The sequence below is a fragment of the Methylocapsa sp. S129 genome, assembly GCF_009765995.1.
Classification (GTDB): Bacteria; Pseudomonadota; Alphaproteobacteria; order Rhizobiales; family Beijerinckiaceae; genus Roseiarcus.
Genome location: NZ_LMUI01000032.1, coordinates 84,981 through 105,160 on the forward strand (window position 1 = coordinate 84,981; position 20,180 = coordinate 105,160).

Below are 20,180 nucleotides of genomic sequence, written 5' to 3' on the forward strand. Positions count from 1 at the left end.
CACAGTATCGAGGGTCACAGCCTGACCGTTCACGTCGACCCCGCCGTTGGCGTCGATCGCGCTGCCCCGAATCGCGCCGTTGGTCGAGGTAAGACCGACATTGCCGGGATCGCCGGGGATACCGGTCGTGGTCAGTTGCGTGAACACGAGATCGCCTTGCGACACCAGATTCTGCGTGCCGCCGCTCGTCGCCGTTCCCAACGTCAGCGTCCCGCTCGTGGAATTGGCCACGAGCGTCGCGCCGACATTTAAAATCGTCCAATCAATATTGCCGCCTGCCGTTAGCGTCGCCGCTCCCAGCGTGTCGAGTTTGACGCCCGTCAGCATCGTAGCCGATGTCGCCAACACAGGACCCATTGTCGCGCTGACGGTGTCGAGGGCCACAGCCTGACCGTTCACGTCGACCCCGCCGTTGGCGTCGATCGCGCCGCCCCGAATCGCGCCGCTGGTCGAGGTAAGATCGACATTGCCGGGATCGCCGGGGATGCCGGTCGTGGTCAGTTGCGTGAACACGAGATCGCCTTGCGACACCAGATTCTGCGTGCCGCCGCTCGTCGCCGTTCCCAACGTCAGCGTCCCGCCCGTGGAATTGGCCACGAGCGTCGCGTCGACATTTAAAGTCGTCCAATCAATATTGCCGCCCGCCGTCAGTATCGCCGCTCCCAGCGTGTCGAGTTTGACGCCCGTCAGCGTCGTAGCCGACGTCGCCAACACAGGACCCATTGTCGCGCTGACAGTATCCAGGGTCACAGCCTGACCGTTCACGTCGACCCCGCCGTTGGCGTCGATCGCACCGCCCCGAATCGCGCCGTTGGTCGAGGTAAGATCGACATTGCCGGGATCGCCGGGGATACCGGTCGTAGTCAGTTGCGTGAACACGAGATCGTCTTGCGACACCAGATTCTGCGTGCCGCCGCTCGTCGCCGTTCCCAACGTCAGCGTGGTCTGCGCGTCGAGATTGATCTGCCCCTGCATGGCGCCCGGCCCGGTTCCCGCCGACAGCAGCGGCAAGCTCAACGCTCCGTCTCCGCTGATGTCGAGATTTCCGAGCGGCGCAGAAATATCGGCCGCGGTGAAATCTTGCAGGGCGCGCAGGTTGACGCTGCCCGTCGTCGCCGTGATGGTCGCGGAGGCGACAACGGCAGCTGTCGTGACGTCGACGTCGCCAGCGGTCGCAGTGAGAGAGAGCGTGCCCGTCTTGATGATCAGCGCATTGGGCGTAGGCGTAATCAGGTTGGCCGCGCCCGGCGCATCGGTCAGCGAGTCATTCGCTTCGCTATCGGCCTCTGTCTCGTCGCCGATGCCGAGGCTGGCCGTGATGGACACGCCCGCCCCTGGCGTCAGCGCGGTGATGTCGACGCGATTCGGATTCGTTCCGGCCAGGACATGACCGCCCGAGATGATCGACACCGCATCGGGATCGGCGCTGCCGCTCGTGACGCCCGTTACGAGCGCATCGCCGCTCGTCTGGATGTCGACGTCGCCGAGCGCCGCATCGACGAGAGCGCCGTTCAGCATCTTCAACGAGGCCGCATCGATGGAAACGGCGCCGATCGTCGGAACCACATCAGCATTCTGCGTGAGGATAAGCCTGCCGCCGGCCACGAGATCGATCAAACCGTTGGACAGAACATTGCCATCGATCGTGCCGTCCGCGGCCGCGGTCAGTGCGACCGTGCCGCCGGCATCCACCGACCTGATAACGAAGTCGTTGCCCGCCGGTCCGAAAAGATCGACCGAGGCGCCCGGCGTCGTCGCCGTCGCGAGAATATCGCCGCCGTTATTCACGGCGACGTTCAGCGTGTCGGTTAGCGAACCGATCGATCCCATCGTCGCAGCCAACGTGACGACAGTGCCGAGGATGTTGATCAGTTGATCGTCGTTTGCGTTGAAAATGGAGCCGCTTGCCGTAAGAGTAATGTTTTGCGGCGAATAAAGCGTATCGACATTGGCGTCGCCGACGACGTTGATATTGACGCCATTTTGAGCACGCGCCGTTATCGTAGCGCCCGCCAGGGGAGAAAGGTTGAGCGTGAAGCCGGCACCCGGGGGCGCAAAGCCAATATCGCCGTCAGCCGCCTCGAGAATGATGTTCCCGGTCTGCACGAGCGATAAGCCCGCAGCGTTGGCGATCGAGTCGATAACCTTGATGCGGGTTTCGCCGGGAACTTCGATCGAGCCAAGCTCTGCACTCCCGCGGGAGGCGAGATAAGCGTCGCCGATATCAATCGTACTATCGGGCGCGTGAGTGACCGTGACGTTGAGCGCCGTGGTCGCGGCAAAGTTGACCGGGCATTTGTCGAGGATCGCCAAATAGGTGCCCGCCTTGACGGCAACGCCCTGGGCGGCCGCCTCAAGAACCACCGCCTCCATCGTGCCAGGAGCCGGGTCCGTGCCGAAATGAAGCACGACATTGGTCGGGCTGCTGGCTGCGACATAGGCGTTATAGGCGTCCTGCTGGGCGCCGGTGATCGCGCCCGCCGGAAGCTGGATCGAGCTGATCGTCAGGTCAAGGTCGGACCGCTCCGCGGTCGCTAGCGCGACCTTTTCAGCGTCTGTGAGCGTAGTCGGATCCGTGCCGGCCGCAATGAAGATACCCGCCTGCCCAGCAGGAATGGCGACGCCTGGCACGGTTTGGCCAGGCAGGACGATCGTCTCGCCGACCCCCAATGCCGCATTGATCGTGACGGTGCGGCCGGACACGTTGGGAGCCTTGACTACCGGATTGGTGTCCGTGATCGTCTTGAGAACCCCAGCCGACAGCGAGAATCCAAGCTCTTCCTCCGTCCAGGTCGCGCCTGAAGTCAAACTGGCCTGTTGTGCGGCCGTCGCGGTGAAGACGAAGGATTTGTCGAAGGTCGTCGTCAGGCCTCCGACTTCCGTGTTCAGCATATGATATTGCGCCGTCTGCGACGCATCAAAAGCGCTGATGTCGGAAGCGACTTGCGCGGCCAAGGCGGCCGCAGAAATTGTCGGATTGGCGGCCTGGATCTGCGCTGTATATTGCGCGCTCAGCGCATTATACTGTTGCGACCCTTGGGCGATCGCCACTGTGAAGTTGGGATTGTAAACCGCCCCCCATCCGATTGGGTCTGCCGAATCTGCCAGTATTGATCGTATTCCTGCTCGGTCGATTGTTCGTATGCGGCGAGCGTGGCTTGCTGCTTGGCGGTATTGGCGGGACTAGCCAACAGATTAAGATCGTTCCAGTAGTCCAGCAATTGCTGATCGGTGCGCGCATTCACCGTCTGGACGGGATTGTTGTCGAGAATCTGGCCCGGCGAGGTCAGCGTTACATTGCCGCCGGTTGATACCACAGTATCGACGAGAATTATCCCCGCGCTGTTATCCGACCATCCCGCCGAAGCGATATTGATGTCGCCCGAGCCCGACGCCTTCAATCCATAATAGGGATTGGAATTGATACTCATATCTTGCGCCGGGTCGCCGAACTGCCGAAGCGACTGATTGCTGGTGTAGCCGGTATTGACCGTCAACGCCGCGCCGCCTGATCCAAGGATCGCGCCGTTCTGAGCGGTCAGGTTGACCTCGTCCGCCTGGATCAAGGCCGAACCATTCGCGCCGACGATGCCCTCGCCGGCGAAGAGCGTGACGCTGCCCAGTCCCTGCGTCACATCGCCTGTCGCGGTCACCGTCTGCACGCTGAGATCGCCAGTCGTAGTGATCGAGACGTCGCCATTGCCGGCATTCGCCGTCAGCGCGCCGTTTAGCGTCCCCGCTTGCGTGAGGAACACAGCCACGGGCGCGTTCAACGGAGCCGACGGATCGCTCGGATTTTTCAATCCGCCGACGAAACCTGCAGCCGCGAGATCGATCGACTTCGAGGTGACGAGCGCGGCGGTCGAGCCTTGTATGATCGAGCTTGACACGCCGTTCGTTGATCCCGTCGCCGTGATTGTCGTCTTGCCAGCGACGTTCGTGATGTCGTTCGTCAGAACTACGTTGGCGTTGGAGGCGACGTTGATCGCTCCAACGTTCGAGCCGATGAAGTTGACGCCAATCGCGTAATCCGCCTTCAATGAAGAGGTGACGATCTGAGTATAGGTCTGATCGAGCTCGTAATAAATCGTCTTATTCGAGGCGATGCACAACGTCCACCAGTCACAGGAATCGCTCTCTCCCGTCTGCTTCAGTTTGGAACTGGTCAGATAATCGTAGGTCGAGGTAACGAGAGGCGTTTGCTCCAGATTGCCGTTCGGCGTCGTGCCAGGCGTATTGCTGATGACGACCCCGTGGATGCTGCTGGTCGTGGCTGAGCTCGACGCATTCTGCGTTATGTACGTCGTCAGGTACGTGCCATTCGCCAGGCGCCCCTCGTTGGTGACATTCGGGCCACTGGTAAAATCGAGACTGTCGATGTTGTCGACGGACAAATCGCCGGAATGGAAAATGTCGGTTTCGTCATGCTGGAAGTCCGTCGTCGAACTGAAGTCGGTGCCAGTCGTCCACACGTAACGTTGAGCGGCCAGTGGGTCGTATTGACTGCTCCGGTCGGCGGTGTAGCCCTGCGCCGTGGACTGACTGAGCTCGGCGGGTGTCGTGATGACCTGCCACCCGGAGTCAACGCCTGCGTTCACGAAAGCCGGAACGCCGTCGGCCAGAAGAACGCCCGAGCGCTGTTGAACCACCACAGCGGCGCTCGAGGGGTTGGCGGGATTATAATTGCGCGTGTATTCGGTCTCTAGGACATCGACTTGGTTCGGGGTCGCGCTGCTCGGATTGACGGCGCTGTCGAGATGCACGTCGGTGATATCGATAATGCCCGCTGTTCCGCGCAACGTTCCGGTCGGATCGGCGCCGGTATCCAGTGTCGAAAGCACGACCGATAGATTGGTATTGTTCGTGATGTTGATCGTGCCAAAACCGTCGAGCACGTTGAGTTGCCCGGACGTCGGCGACGTGTCCATGATCTGGCCATAGAGCTGAATGTCGCCGCCGTGGACGACCGTCGGCGAGACGACATATTCCTGGCTCGCCGGATCATAGCTCGCGCCGATCGTACCCAGCACGCCGTTTGTGCTGGCGGCGCTGATCACCTGATAAGTCGTCCCGCTCGCGTTGTTGGCGGGATTGGCCACATAGGCGTTCGCTTGGGCCGTAGTGAACTCCAACCGAACCGAAGGCGTGTAATTCGCCGCATTGAAAGTGACGGTCTGGCCGCCCGCGGGGGTATAGGTATAAATTCCGGTCGGGCTGTTGCCGGCGAGGACCTGGGCTTTGTAGTCGTTCAGAAAGCCCTGAACGATGGTCTGCGGGATGCCGTTGGCGTCCAAGTTCAGATAGATAGGGCTGCCGGCCAAAGAATATCCCGTCGCTTGATACGACGAGGGATTGCCCCCCTGCGCAATGGCTGTCTGGTAAGCCTGCACCAGACCGTCGATCACTGATTGAGGAATGCCGATCGATATCGGGTTGGCTGCAGTGAGCAACTGGCCGGTTTCAAGGTCGAGATTCCAATTGGCGATGCCGCTCTGGATCGTGCTGTTGATGTTGAGGTAGCGGGCGCTGATGAAGATTTCGCCGTTGGCGACGATGCCTGTGCCCAGACCGTCCTGATTGGCGACGCCGTTGACCAGCGTTGGCGACTGGCTTGCGGGGTCGCCGCCTACATTGTCGAAGCCGTCGACGTAGCTCGTGACGAGATCGCCGTTTTTGGCCAGGATATTCACCGATCCCGCGTTGATCGAGCCGTTGATGTAGATATTCCCGGAATTGCTGGTGATCGACACGGGGCCATTGAGATTATTGATGACCGATCCAAACGTGAGCTGAATATCGGGCGCGACCTGCTCGTTGTTCAGGTAGTAAAGCGAACTGGGGCTCGTCGGCGCCTGCCATTCGTAGTTGCTGGTGATCGTGATGCTCGGCTTGCCGCTCGTGGCTGATGTGACGACGCTCGTAAAATTCGCCGCCGCCCCTCCCGGATTGAGGGCGCTGATGTCGCTGTCGGAATTCACCAGCACGCCGTTGAAGCGGATGCGGCCGGCGTCGTAGCTCGGCACCGTAAGGCTGCCGAGTTCGAGCGTGTCGGCCGTGTTGTTGGTGATCGTGATCGACGCATTGCCGGGCGCTGAAAGGATGCCCGTCCCGTGTGGGCTTGTCACGGATTCCGCGTTCAGCGCAATGTTGCCGAGCCGCGCGACCGTATCCGGAACATTGATATAGAAGCTCTGCGGCAGATTAGGCGCCGTCGAATTCGACGCATTGTCGTATGTCGTCGTATCGGCGGCGACCGCGGCGCCCAGTCCGTCCAATAATGTGGTCCACTGCCCGAGAGAGTTCGGGCCGACGGGCGTGCCTCCGGAGTTTGTCTGCGTCGTAAGGGTCGTCGTCTCGCTAGCTATCGACGCGTTGAGCGAGACGATCGCCGTATTCTGGTTCCGCGGATCGCCGAAATTCTCCAAATTGCCATTCGAATCGACGCTGCCCGGACTAAGCAGATTCGAAATGTTTGTAAGAGCCGTTGTTACGGTGGTGGAGCCTGTAATCCCCTTGTCGTGCGAGCTTCCGTCCGAGGCGTGATTCTCGATATAGGTTAAATCAGTCTGCAATTTCGTGACGACATTCAGCAGATCGCTCGACTTGGCGGCCATTTCCGTATTGTGGCTCGCGATAATGCTCAAATCTGTCGCGATTTGCGCGGCTGCGGACGCCGCGCCAGTGCTATTATTGCTGGCCGCATCGCTGACGATCGTATTGGAAAGCTGAGTAATGCTTGTTTGTAAAGCCGTATTGTTGGCGGCGTCATTCGTAATGGTCGTAATATCGCTTACGCCCTGCTGAACGAGCGCGCTGTTGGTCGAAGAAGTGTCCGCCACCGCCGCCTGGAACGTCGCGTCGCTCTTGTTTGCGTTGCTGGCGAAATTGTTCAGCGTGGATAGCTGACCGTAAGCGGCAGTCACGCTTTGCTCGACGCTCGTGGAAGCGGAGCTCGAATAATCCCTCGTGAAGAACGCCGCAATGTTGCTTTGGACCAATTCAATGGTCGGGTCAGTTGAGCTGACGAGCACGGTTGTCGCGGAAACGAAGTTGCCCGACAGCGTTGTCTGCACAGATTGGTCTTGCGTGAGTTGCGCCTGCGCGACTTGCTTCGGCGTTTCGCTATTGCTGAAGTTTCCGGAAACGAAGGTGGAGCCATTGAATTTACCAAGGCCAAGCGCCACGAGTTTGGTTTCAAGGAAGGTGATCTCGCTGGCGTAGGCGCCGGCAGCGATCGGATCCTGTCCATACTGCTGCAGGAGCGATTGCAACGTGGCGAGCCGTTCCAGGATATCTTCCGCCTCCGGAAATGGCCCCGTGATCGTCGCGGGAATCTCTCCATTAACGGGAGCCGCGAGGCAGGCCGTCGTGGTGACGTTGCACGACCCGGCCGAATAGGCGTTCGGCAGTGTATCGGAGGTCGCGTAGCTAATCGTGAGCGACTTGTCCTTCTGGATGCCGGTGTCGACCAAGCCGTCGATGGCGAGCGCGCTCGCGCCGTTCTGCTCCGTCGATCCGCCGGTGACCTTGAAAGTGACATCGCCGCCGCCGAACAGGTTGCTGATCGCGCTGGCGGCTTCCGATAGAGCCTGCAGATAGATGTTCGTGCCGGCGCCGGCGGCTGTCGTCGACATATTGCCTTGATCCGCCGACAGCGCGATGTCGCCGGCGGCGTTCACGCCGTAATGGGTGTCATTTGCCGGATTGGTCGCGTTGGTGATTTGGTCCGGCTCGCCTTCGATCGTGAGGGTGGCGTTGATTGTCACGTTCGATTGCGCGTCTGGCGTCGAGTCGATCGGAATCGCCGTATTATTATAGAGGTCCACCTCGGAGTTGAGCACGAGCGATGATTGAATGCCCGCCGGGCTGTCCCCAGCCGCCAGCGTGACCGTTCCATGCGTCGGCGTCGAGCCGTCGATCGGATCGATGCCATCGGTCGACTGGAGCTGGACGTCGAGGCCGACCGTCAGAATGTCCGAGCCGTTGTAGTTCGCATAGGCCTTGCCGGAAGGAGCGCCGGCGACGCCGTAGGTCGTGGCGGCGGAACGGACATCGAGATCGGCATTGCCCCATGCGGCAGCCTCGATGTCGCCGATATCGACGACGATGCTGCTACGATCTCCGAAACTGACCGTGGCGTTGTCGGTAACGCTGATGGTCGCATCGGCCTCGGCGATTGCGATCGCGCCGCCAGAGTCGATCGTCGCCTTCTGATGAACGATAGCCTCGTTGTAGGCCTGGACGAACAGGAGGGAGACGCCGGAACTCGGCGCCAGAAGATGAACGCTGGCGTTGCTGCCGATCGACGCGTTGGTGATCTGCGACACGGTTGTATTGCTGTCGCCCGCCGGGGCGGCGAGGATGCCGCCAGATCCTGAGTCGATGTTCCAACCTGCGCTGTCGGGATCAAAGGTCGAGGATTTGGCCGTGTCGCCAGGATAGAGACCGAACGTCGGTTCGCCGAGGAAGTAATTGTGCGTGATATTCTGGGCGTCGATCGTAAGATTGGTCGCAGCGAGCTGGACGTAATTGCCCAGATGCGCGTCGACATTGCTCGAAACGTTCTGGGTCAGCGTCGAGCCGCTGGCTCCCACCACGGCGGCCTGCGTGCTGTCCACCGCGCCGCTGAAGGTCGCGGTGTGGGTCGCCAGAATATCGACATTGCCACCCGCCACATTAACGACGGTCGGATTGGTCGTATCGTTATCGATTGTGGCGTCCGTCGTCGCCGAGGAAGACGTCGTCGCTGAGGCCGCTGACCCGGCGATGACGCCTCCGCTGCCCGCCGTCGCATCGGCGACATTCGTGTCATTGCCATTCGCACTCAGCTTCAGCGAGCCCGCGGACAAAGCGTTGAGATCGCTGAAAGTCGCTTTCGCCGCAGTGTTCGAGGTCGCGGTGGAGATATCGAAACCCACCGCGAGGAGGCCGGCGGCCGCGATTCCTGTCCCGTCCGCGAACTGGTTCGTCGTAACAAGCCCCTGGAAGGTCAGGGCGCCGGTAGTCGTCAGCGTGCTGTGCTCCGCCGATGCGATCGCCTGAGCCTCGTTTTGCGCTATGGCGTCGGTGGCGTTGAAACCGAAGAACACGGCCCCCGACGTGCCCGTGGCGTCCGCGCTCACAAAGGGGACCGCGCCGGACTGGCCGACGAAAGCGTCGACTTCCAGTGACACCGCGTCAATGGTCGAAGAATCGCGCACGTCAGCGGCGACGTCAGGCGAGACCGTCGCCGTCGCAATCGATGCGCCGGCGGCGCCGCCGATGGCAAAGGCGTATCCTTTGGCCGACGCCGTTGCATCGTCCTGCGCCTGGCCCTCAATGAGCACTGCGCCGGATGCGTTGATCGCGCCATCGTCGACATAGACCGTTACGTGAGGCGATGCCGTCGCCGTCGCCACCGAGCCATCGGCTGCGACGCCGATGCCGCCCGCCACCGCAAGAGCGTCAGCCTCCGCGCTGTCCGCCGAGGAGGCTCCGATCGTCACCGAACCGACGTTCGACCCCGTCGTTCCGATCGTTGCGCCCTGGACATAGGCTTGCGCGGTCCCCTCGATATCGGCGGTTGCGAGCGACAGGCCAACGGCGAGATCTAGCGCGGCCGCAACGCCCTTACCCGAGGCAGTGATCTGCCGGTCGGCATCCGCCGTAACGTCGACGCTTCCCGAAGCCAGAATCGTGGAACCTGAGATGAACGCGTTGGTCGTCGACGTGTCCGTCGCCACGGCCACATCCGCTTCCGCGCTGGCTATCAGAGCGACGGCGCCCGCAAAGCTCGTCTCGCTCATAGAGTGAGTCGTGTTGGCCGCGACCGATAGATCGTTCTCCGAAAGCGTCGAGGCGCCGGAAATGTTCGCCGTGTTCGTCGCATTGTCCGCGACGATCCCGATGCCGGCGCCGACGCCGACGAGGCCCAGGCCTAACGCGCCCGTGATCGCTTGCGAATTCACAGCGTCTTGCGTGCCTACCGCGACGTTGCCGACCGCATTGATCGTGGCGCTGCCAATGGTCGCCGAGGTGCCCGCTACGGCGCTGTTGCCATTGACATCGCCGGAGACGTCGACCGACCCAAAATGAGAATTGACCATGCCCGCGGCCGATTGCGCATTCGCATTCGACGAGGTGTCGTCGATCGAGCCGCTGACAACGCCGCCGCCCGAGGCTTGCGAGCCCGCATAGCCGCCAACGCTCTGCGAATTCGATTGCAGCTCCTGCCCGCCCTTACTGTTCGGATCTACTCCGTCGCCGATGGAGTAGATGGAAATACCGGCCGCCAGCGCCGCGCCGCCAGCGGCGGCGCTCACGACGGTCGAACTGATCGCCTTGTTGGCCAACGCGTCGACAAAGACGTTTTCGCCAGCGTCGACCGTCGCGCCATTGCCAATGGTCGCGCCGACGGTGTTCGTGACGACGCCGACATCGACGCTGCCGGATAGACCGCCGATGAGGCCGCCGGCCAACGCGCCGTCGATCGACACGATTCCAGTCGAGTCGCGCGAGGCGACATCCACGTCCTGCTTCGAACTGCCGACGCCTGCGGTATTGATCAGCGCGTTGGTATCGATCGCGGCGAGCGTCGTCGTATTGACAATCTGGACGCTGATCGCGCCGGCAATGCCGCCGAACTGCGCCACCCCGCCCGCCATGGCGAGTGTGAACAGGCTCTCGCCAGAATCGGCGTCCACCAGGACGCCCTGCCCTGGCTGCGTCTGCGTGAAGGGGTTCGCGCCAGCGTCGGTATATTCCACAAACGTGTCGCCGCCTTCGGCCTTGCCCGTGACCTGCGCGGAGCCGGCGATCGTCGCTTCGGTATCCTTGTCGATCACCACGACGGAGACGGCGCCCCCGACGGACACGAAGCCGACGGAGACCGCTAGCGCGCCGGCGACGGTCGCCGTACGCGTTTCATCATCGGCGATCACGGCGACGTTGTTATTAGCTACAATCTGGGCGCTGTGGTCGATAAGCGCTTTGGTGCTATCATCGACGGCAATGACGGAGATGCCGCCGGCAATCGCCGCCGCGCCGCCGAGGGCTCCGGAGGCCGCCATCGTGGCGAAGTCCTCGCCCGCTTGCGCGGTGACAGCCACATCGTCGGCGGCATTGACCTGCGCGCTCGCCCCGATCGTCGCATGGGTCGAATCCTGGACGTAGACCGCTGAGAAGCCGGCGCCCGCGCCGACAGCGCCGCCGCCAGCCACCGAACCAATCACTCCGAGATCATAGAAATCGTTCGCTGCGGCGACGACCACGGATTGGCCCGAGCCGGCGCTGACGGCATTGCGCTGGTTGATCTTCGCGCCAGCGCCAATCGTCGCCTGCGTGTCCGCGATGATCACGGGCACATCGCCCGAAAGGGCTATGGCTGAGCCGCCGAGCGCGCCGCTTACCGAAATGGTGCGGATCGCATCGGCGTTAGCGGCGTTGACGATCACGCCCTTCGCGCTCCCATCGACAGGCGAGGCGTCGCGCTCTTCGAGCAGCAACTTTTCGCCCGTGCTGGCGACATCGCTCGTCGTCAGCGGATCCTCGGAAGCGTTCCCCGTTTCCGTGACGCCGCTCAGCGCCGCCGGCTGGATCGAAGCGCCCGACGCATAGCTTTGGAACGCGCCATTATAGCTGGCGACGTAAGTCTGAGCGATGGAACTCAGCCCATAAGCCGTTACGTCGGCCGATGCGTCGATTTCCGCCGTCGTGGTCGTGTCGAGGACGCTGACCCCGATCGCTCCGCCAGCGCTTGCCCCGCCAATGGCCACGCCGCCGACCAGAATGTCGCCGCTAGTCGTGCTGTCCGCCAACACGGCGACGTTGCCCGTCGCAGTGACTTTCGCGGCGCCGATCTCGGCAGTCGTCGGTCCCGTCAGCGTATAGACGGTGAGAGCCCCCGCCGCGTCCCCGCCGATCGCCAGGCCAGCGCCGACCGTATAGAGGGTCTCGGCGCTGCTCGCGTCGACCACAACGCTGCCCAGGGTGCTCGCATTGCCGCCGCCAATCGCGCCGGCGCTCACCACCGCGCCGTCCCCGATCGACGCGTCGGTCGTCGGCGTCATGACAACGATGGTGACGCCCGCGCCCAAACCGCCGACGACGGCCGCCGCCGCGCCACTAACGAGAGGCGTAAGAGGCAATGTGATCGTGGTGCTCGCATCGACCGTGACGTCTCCCGCCGTCGCCGTTCCGGAAGCGACCGTCGCGCCGCCATCGATCGTCGCCGTCGTGCTTGGCGTGAGAACCAACAGGTCCAGGCCGCCGCCGGTCCCCACCGCCAGAGAGATTGTGGTGAGGCTCGCGGTCGTCGTATTCGTGGCGGCGACGCTGACCGCACCGCCCGCGCTGAGCGCGCCATCGCCAATTTCCGCCTTCGTCGACGAGCCGTCGCCGACCGTCACCGCCGAGGCCGCGACGCCCACCGCCGTGGCCGCAAATCCTGTCGCCGAATATACACGCGACGACGACGCCGAAACGTCGACGGCCCCCGCCGTAATGTTCGCGTTCGCTCCGATCGAGGCGGTGCTGGCCACATCGACCGCCGTGATCCCGATGCCGGCCCCAAGGCCGGCCGCCGCCGTCACTGCGCCGTCCGCCGTCACGGCATTGATATCGTCCTGCGTCTTGGCGCTGACCGTTCCCCCGACATCCATTGTCGCGGCTCCGATCGTGGCCGAAGTGCCGGATGGAATATTCGCGCCGGTCGTATCGGCGGAAGCGCTCAGATTGCTCTTGTAGCTCTGCGCTTTCGCGCTCGTCGCGGTGACATTCGAATTGGACGATTTCGACAGATAAGTGTCGTTGATCGAGCCGTCGGACAGCTCGTTGTCCGCATTGCCGCTGACCGTCGCGCCTCCGGACGTAGTCGTTTCGGACGATTGATCCGGATCGGGTCCGTTGGCGATCGCGAGGACGGAAATGGCGGCGCTGAAACCGCCGATGCCGCCGGCGACGCTCGCCACGCCGGAGGACGTCGCCTGATTGGCGAAGGCGTTGACGAGAACGTCGTTTTGGGCATTCAACGTCGCGCCATCGCCGATGAAGGCGCTCGTGGTGTCGGCGATGACCGCAAGATCCACCGCGCCGCCGACGCCTGCGATGCCGACGCCCGCCACCCCGTCGACGGTCGAAAGCACGGTGCTGTCGCGCGCCGTCACGTCGACGTCCTGCTGGCCGTTGGCCCCCGCGTTGGCGTCGTTGATCACAGCACCACCGTCGATATAGGCTTCCGTCTTGGCGACGATCGCCTCGACCGACACGACGCCCGCGACGCCTGCATAGAGGCCGCCGGCGCCCGCCAGGATCACGGACATGACGCTTTCGCCGGAATCGGCCTGCACCAGCAAGCCCTGTCCGCCCGTTGTGTTGGCGGAATCCGCACTCGTATAGGCGCTGAAGTCGCCATCGGAGCCGGCGCCAAGCGCCGTGACCGACGCGTCCGCGCCAATATAGGCTTCCGTGTCCTTCGTAATGACCGAAATGCCAACGCCGGCGCCAACGCCGGCCGCGGCGGCGCCGATCGCAATGGTGCCGGAGGTGACGACGGCGCGAGTCTCGTCATCCGCCGCCACGACCACGCTGCCGCCAGCGTTGGCGTCGGCATTGCTGTCGATGACGGCGTAGGTTTTGTCGTTCACCGCAAAGCCCGTGACGCCGCCGGCGACGCCGACATCGCCGGCCAGACCCGCGCTCACCGAGGTTCCGGCGAAATCTTCGCTGGCTTTCGCCGTAACGCCGATGTTTGCAGCGGCCTTGACGATCGATCCGGCGCCAATATCGGCGATCGTGGTGTTGCTGAAGATATTCGTTTCGGCCCCGGCGCCGACGCCCACGTCGCCGCCTCCAGCCACCGAACCGGTAACGCCCAAATGATAGAGATCGCTGGCCGCCGCGACGGCGACCGATTGCCCGGCTCCAGGCGTCCCCGTCGTATTGATCTTGGCGCCCGCGCCAATGGTGGCTTCGGTATCGCTGACGACCACCGGCAGGTCGCCGGACATGGTGACGCCGACGTCGCCGCCCACCGCGCCGCTCACCGCGAGCGAACGCAAGAGATTGGTGGCCGTAGCGTTGACGACGACGCCGCGCACCTGCTCCTGAACAGGCGTCGTCGTGCGATCGAGCACGAGCAACTTGCCGCCTTCGTCGATCGCGTCCGCCACGCTTGTCGGATCGAGATCGTCGCCGACGGTCCCGCTCAAATTTGATTTCGGCGGCAGCACCGCCAGGGCCTGGCTGCCGTAAACGGAAAACTCGCCCTGAAATCCCGTCGTCGCCTCAATGCCGGGCGTCTGGCCGAGCGCCACGACAGTCGCATCAACCCCGATTGTCGCCTGGGTCGTTTGGATAGCGACGGACACGCCGAGCGACGCGCCGACGCCGACGTCGCCGCCGAGCCCCGCGCTGCCGGCAATCCGGTTCAGCGTGTTGGCGTCATCGGCGAGGACCGCGACATTGCCCGTCGCGTCCACCGTGTCGTCGTCGCCGATTCCGGCGAGCGTATTCCCGTAAAGAGCGTAGATCGCCACGGACCCGGCGACGCCAGCGTCGCCGCCGGCGGCAAGCCCCCCGACGAGCGAATACACGTTTTCGCTGCTCTCGGAGTCGACGCTCACATCGCCGCCATCGACGTGGACCGTCGCGGCATTCGCAGGCGTCAGAACGTCGCTGACGCTGTCGCGGCCGATCCAGGCGTAAGTGTTCTTGGTCAGGACGTTGACATCCGCCCCCGCGGCGACGCCGATGTCGCCGCCGACGCCGAGCGTGCCCGCAAAATCGGTGATGCTGGTGGCGTCCTGCGCGAAGACGGCGAGAGACGTTGGTTCCGTGACGCCGCCGACGATGACAGCGTGACCGATATAGGCCTCGGTCGTGTCGAGCACGATGCTTGACGACAGCGCCACGCCCACGCCAACATTACCGCCTGCGGCTCCCGCGACGACTGTGGTGAGCACGTTCTCGGACGTCGTCGCCGCGACGCTGACCGCACCTGCGGCGTCTACCGTCGAGCCGTCGCCTATGTAAGCTTCTGTCGTGTCGCTTAAGGTCGAGACCGCCGCGGTCCCGCCGACGCCATTATCGCCGCCAATTGCGAGGACCCCGCCGAAGTTGATGACGAGCGTGGTGTCCTTCGCGCCGATGTCGACGTTTCCGGTCGCCGCGGCGATCAAGTCATTCTGACCCGCATAGGCGTAAACGTTCATGACCTGGGTCACCGGCGTCAGAACGCCCGAAATGGCGTTGGAGCCGCCCGCAGTTCCGGCGATGGCTACATTGACGGCGTTCTGCGAACCCGTCGCATCAATCGCCAGCGAGCCGACGTCGACTGTCGAATTGTCGTCAACATAGGCGTAAACGTCATTGATGATGCTTGAGATCGCGGCCGTCCCGCCAACGGCGGTGTCCCCGCCGCCGGCGACCGCGCCGCCGACGTTCACGACGAGCGTTCCGTCGCTGGCGTCGACCTGAGCGGCGCCTGTCGTTCGCACGGTCGCGTATTGGCCGACATAGGCGTCGGCGGAGACGACCTGCGTCAGCGGAGTTGCGACGCCGGCAAAGCCGTTCTCCCCGGCCGCCGCGCCGGCAATGGCGACGTTGATCAGGCTTTCCGACGTCGTCGCGGATATGTCGAGCGCGCCCGCCGTAATGCTCGACTGATCGGCCTGATCTGAATCTACGTAGGCCTGCGCCGAGTTCTCGATCGTCGTCGCGACGGCCGTTCCGCCCAAGCCGTCCTCGCCGCCGAGGCCAATCGCTCCAGCGATATTGAGAACGCTGATCGTATTGGCGGCCGAAATATCGACGGCCCCGCTCGATGTGATCGCGACGCCCTTGCCAGCATAGGCGGTGACAGAGGTCAGCGACGTAATCACGCCGAGCACGCCAACGGCGCCGTTCTCATCGCCGGCCGCGGCGCTGATTTCAAAGACGTCGATGTCCTGCGACGCGCCCGCTTTGATCGAAACGGCGGTAGAGTTCAAGATTTGCACGCCGTCAGCGAGGTGACTGTCGATCGTGCTCGAATTGGTGATAATCGCGCTCGAAATGCCCGCCGCGGTCGCGCCCGCCGAAGCGCTGAGGCCGCCGACTAAAGTCTTGGAGCCGGCATTGTCGGTAGCCTCTACGTCGACGTTGGCGGTCGCCCTGATGCGCGTATTCTGCCCAATCGAGGCCGTGGCCGAATTATCGATCACCTGGATCGCAAAACCGCCCGCGAACGAAACCTGGTCTCCGGACGCAGCTCCCGCAATGACTTCGGTGTAATAATTGTTCTCGCCGAGCAAGGGCTCGCTCTGCGCGGTCCCGCCCAACCCCTTTAGCTCGGCCAGAACCGCTGCGGCGTCGTCCGACGTATTCGTGCCAAACGTCGAAGAGGCGCTCCCGGCGTCGGCGTCGACCTGGTTGATAAGGTCGAGGATGATCAGCAGCGAATTGTCGACCTTTTCGTTCGTCGCGCTGACCGTGACGCTTCCAGCATTGATCGCGCCATCTTGGCCGATCGAGGCGGAATAGGAATCCGTCGAGATCACCACAGCGATGGATGCGCCGACGCCCGTTCCTTGTGAGGCGAAGCTGCCCGCCCACGCCTTGGCGGCGAGCTCGCCGGTATTGTCGGCCTGGACCTGAATGCCGCCAGCCCGACCCGCATTATTGTCGATCGCGACCGTGTCGCCGATCGAGGCGCTGGTGGTCGATGTCGATATGCCGATCGCGAGCGCGCCGGCGACGGCGATTTTCTTGGCCGTCGCTCCTGACATCGCTTCGGCCGACAATCGGTCGGCGAAGCCCGGATCCTGGTTTTCGGTCGACGTAGCCAGCACCGAGACGGCGCCGGGCGTCACAACATGCGTGAAATCGCCGATCGCGGCCGAGGTGCTGTTGTCGACGATGCTGAGGGCGGCGCCAATGCCAATCCCGACCTTATCGCTGCCGACGGTCGCGCCATCGCCCAAGGTCAGCACGTCGCCGGCGTTCGTCGCGGACACTATGACCTTGCCGCCGATCGTCAGCGTGCGGTCATTGCCAGACGAGCCGCCGACGACCTCGGCGGAAACCTGATCGCCAATGATCGCCGCACCGATGGCGGCGGCCACCGAAAGCTTGCCGCCGCTGCCCGAACCCATGGCGCCCTGAGCCTTGGTCATCGCGCTCTGCGCTTGCGACGTGTTCAGCGTGTCGCCGCTTACGGCCGAGCCGCCGCCCGGCGTGCTGTCGTCGCCACCCGACATCGCATCGCTGAAGACGGCGCCGCCCGCGACCGCTGACGACTCGGCGTCGTAGCTGCGCGTAGACGATGCGGAAACCGTCAGATCCCCCGTTGTCGTAGCAACATCCCGATCAAGACTGGCCGTTGTGCTGGACGTGATCGAATTGCCGGTTGTCGAGCCAATCACCCCGGTTCCCGTGATGACGGCGACCGCCGCGCCGACGCCCACGCTACTGCTGGAGCTGCTACTGCCGCCAGAGCCGCCGCTGCTTGCTTTGTCGACCTTTCCGGTCGCCTTGGCTGTGTTGGCTCCGCCGCTGATCGCGGACACTTCCACGGCCCCGCCGACCGACAAGGCGTTTCCGGACGCGATTGTGGCGGAGGTCGTCTCGGAAAGAATGGACATAGCGACAACGGCGTCGATCGCGGTGCCGCCTGCGGCGCCGCCGCTGGATTCGCTGTCCGTATCGGTCGAGGAATTCGCGGTCACGGCGAGCGATGCAACCGCGCCCGTAAGCGCGACGCCTTGATCGAGCGCGGCCTCGCTGCTTGTCGAAATCGTGTTCAGGGCGACGGATGCGCCAACCCCAAGTTTGCCGCCGCTGGCGCCGCTTCCCGGCGTTGGCGCAGCCGTCGCGGTCGCCGACATTTCATCCTCGGCGGCGATCGTCACCGATCCGGAACCGCCAGAAACGATGTTGACCGCGACGCCGTTGGCGATCTCAGCCGTGCTATCGCTGAAAATGATGTTGGCGGCCAGGGCCCCCGCAAGGCCGATGTTGGTTCCACTCGCGCCGGACATCGCGGAAGTGGAATATTGATCGGGCCGGCCGCCATCGGCGGAATCGGTTGGGATGATCTGCGTCGCGCCCGGCAAGGTCGGCGTCAAGACGCCCAGATCGGTCTTCAGCGCCGTAATCGACACCGAACCGGCGTCATAGGTCCCCGGCGTATCGCCAGCGATCTGCGTCGCCGGCGAGAGCGACGTCGAAGACCCAAGCGTCGCATCGTCGACGCTGTGCACAAGGCTGATCGCAAGCGCCGCGCCGATGCCGACCTTCGATCCTGAACTAGTGGATGAAGCCGCTCCGACCGCGCTTCCGTCCGCGCTGGCTTCGCCATCCGTATTGTTTACAGCGGCGACGGTCAGCGGACCAGCCGCAGCGATGCTCACAGCTTTCGGAACATAGGCCTGGACGTTGGACTGGGCCACATCAACGCTGATCGCCGCCGCAACCGCGACCGCGCCTTCGTTCGTCGAGCCCTTGCCATTCTCGCTCGACGCATCGGACGTCATATCGCCCTGCTGGCCAGACGTCCCGACCTTCGCGTCCGACTCCTTCGTCGAGGCGGCGCCCGATTGCTTTTGGATCTTGTCGTCGACGCTGCCATCGCTATCGGTCGACGCGCCGGAACTGTCTGTCCCATTCCCTCCCGACGCGCTCGCCGTCGCGCTCACCACGCTCAGCGACGCCCCGGACGCCGAGAACCCAACCGATCCCCCCGAACCAATGCTCGTCGACGTCGTCGCCACAACGCTGTCGTCAATCAAAGCAATCGCCAGCGCCGCACCAACCGCAGCCTTGCCCCCCGCAGCCGTCCCAGCCGCCGTCGTCAGCTCCGTCGACGCCTGAAGCGCCGTAACGCTCACGTCCCCGCTTGTCGTCAACCCCCCGCTCAGCGCCCCGATCGTCGCCTGCGTCTCGTCGTCAATCAGCGACAGCGCCACAACCGGCGTCACCGCAACCCCACCCGAAGAACCCTGGTCCGCCTGCGTCACCGCCCCATGCGACGCATCCGCCGTCAGCGCAACAGAACCCGCCCCCGTCACCGCCGACCCATCCGAAAGCTCAGCCAATGAACGCGTCGCTACTATGTTCAACGCAATCGATGCGCCAACGCCGACCTTGCCCCCCGTCGCTCCATCGCCAGCCGGCAAAGCCAGAACGATCGACGACGTCTCGTCGTCCGAACTCAAAACAACCGAGCCATGGCCCGACAGCGGAACAACCGTCCCGCTCGTCACCTGCGCAATCGCTTCCGAATCGATCAGGTCAACCGCAAGCGAGCCCGCGACCCCAACATTCGAGCCGCCCGCCCCGGACGTCGCCGAAGCGCCATAAAGATCAGCCCGGCCACCCGCCGGATCCGCCGATGTCGGCGCCGGTGCGCTATCTTGCGACGAGGCCGTCGCATCGTCCGGCGTCGACCCGTCCGCAACCGCCGGCGGGCTCGCCGCAGGAACCGTCGGCGTCGTCCCGCCAAGATCGGTCTTCAACGCCGTAATCGACACCGCACCCGCGTCATAGGTTCCCGGCGTATCGCTAACGATCTGCGTCGCCGGCGAAAGAGACGTCGAAGACCCGAGGATCGCATCGTCGACGCTGTGCACAAGGCTGATCGCAACCGCCGCCCCAACCCCAACCTTCACCTGCGCCGTCGCCGAGCCCACCGCGCTGCCGTCCGCGCTCGTCAGCCCGTCCGTATTGTTCACCGCCGCAACCGTCAGCGACCCTGTCGCCGTCACGCTCACAGCTCGCGGCACATAGGCCTGAACGTTCGACTGCGAAACGTCGACCCCGATCGCCGCCGCAACCGCCACATCCCCGTCGCTCGTCGACCCCTGGCCGTCCTCGCTCTTGCCCTCGCCCGACGTCGCCGACTGCTGATCGCTCGTCCCGACCTTCGCGTCCGACTCTTTCGTCGTCGCGTCGCCAGACTCCTTCTGAACCTTCGAATCGACGCTCGAATCCTCGCCCGAACCCGCCGCAGGCGCATCCCCGCTACTATCGGCCGAGTTCCCTCCCGACGCGCTCGCCGTCGCGCTCACCACGCTCAGCGACGCCCCGGACGCCGAGAACCCAACCGAGCCCCCCGAACCAATGCTCGTCGATGTCGTCGCCAAAACGCTGTCGTCAATCAAAGCAATCGCCAGCGCCGCACCAACCGCAGCCTTGCCCCCCGCAGCCGTCCCAGCCGCCGTCGTCAG

2 protein-coding genes are annotated in these 20,180 nt (G+C 63.9%); both read right to left on the bottom strand.

Annotated features, from left to right (window positions below):
* The coding region (locus tag GSQ90_RS20175) for a hypothetical protein (RefSeq protein ID WP_158816696.1) at window positions 1-3,051 on the bottom strand (3,051 nt) is incomplete at its 3' end.
* Window positions 3,012-20,114 (bottom strand): hypothetical protein, encoded by a 17,103-nt coding sequence (locus tag GSQ90_RS20180; protein WP_158816697.1) that lies wholly within the window; start codon window positions 20,112-20,114, stop codon window positions 3,012-3,014. The genes GSQ90_RS20175 and GSQ90_RS20180, both read right to left, overlap by 40 nt.
* Window positions 20,115-20,180: the final 66 nt, after the last annotated feature.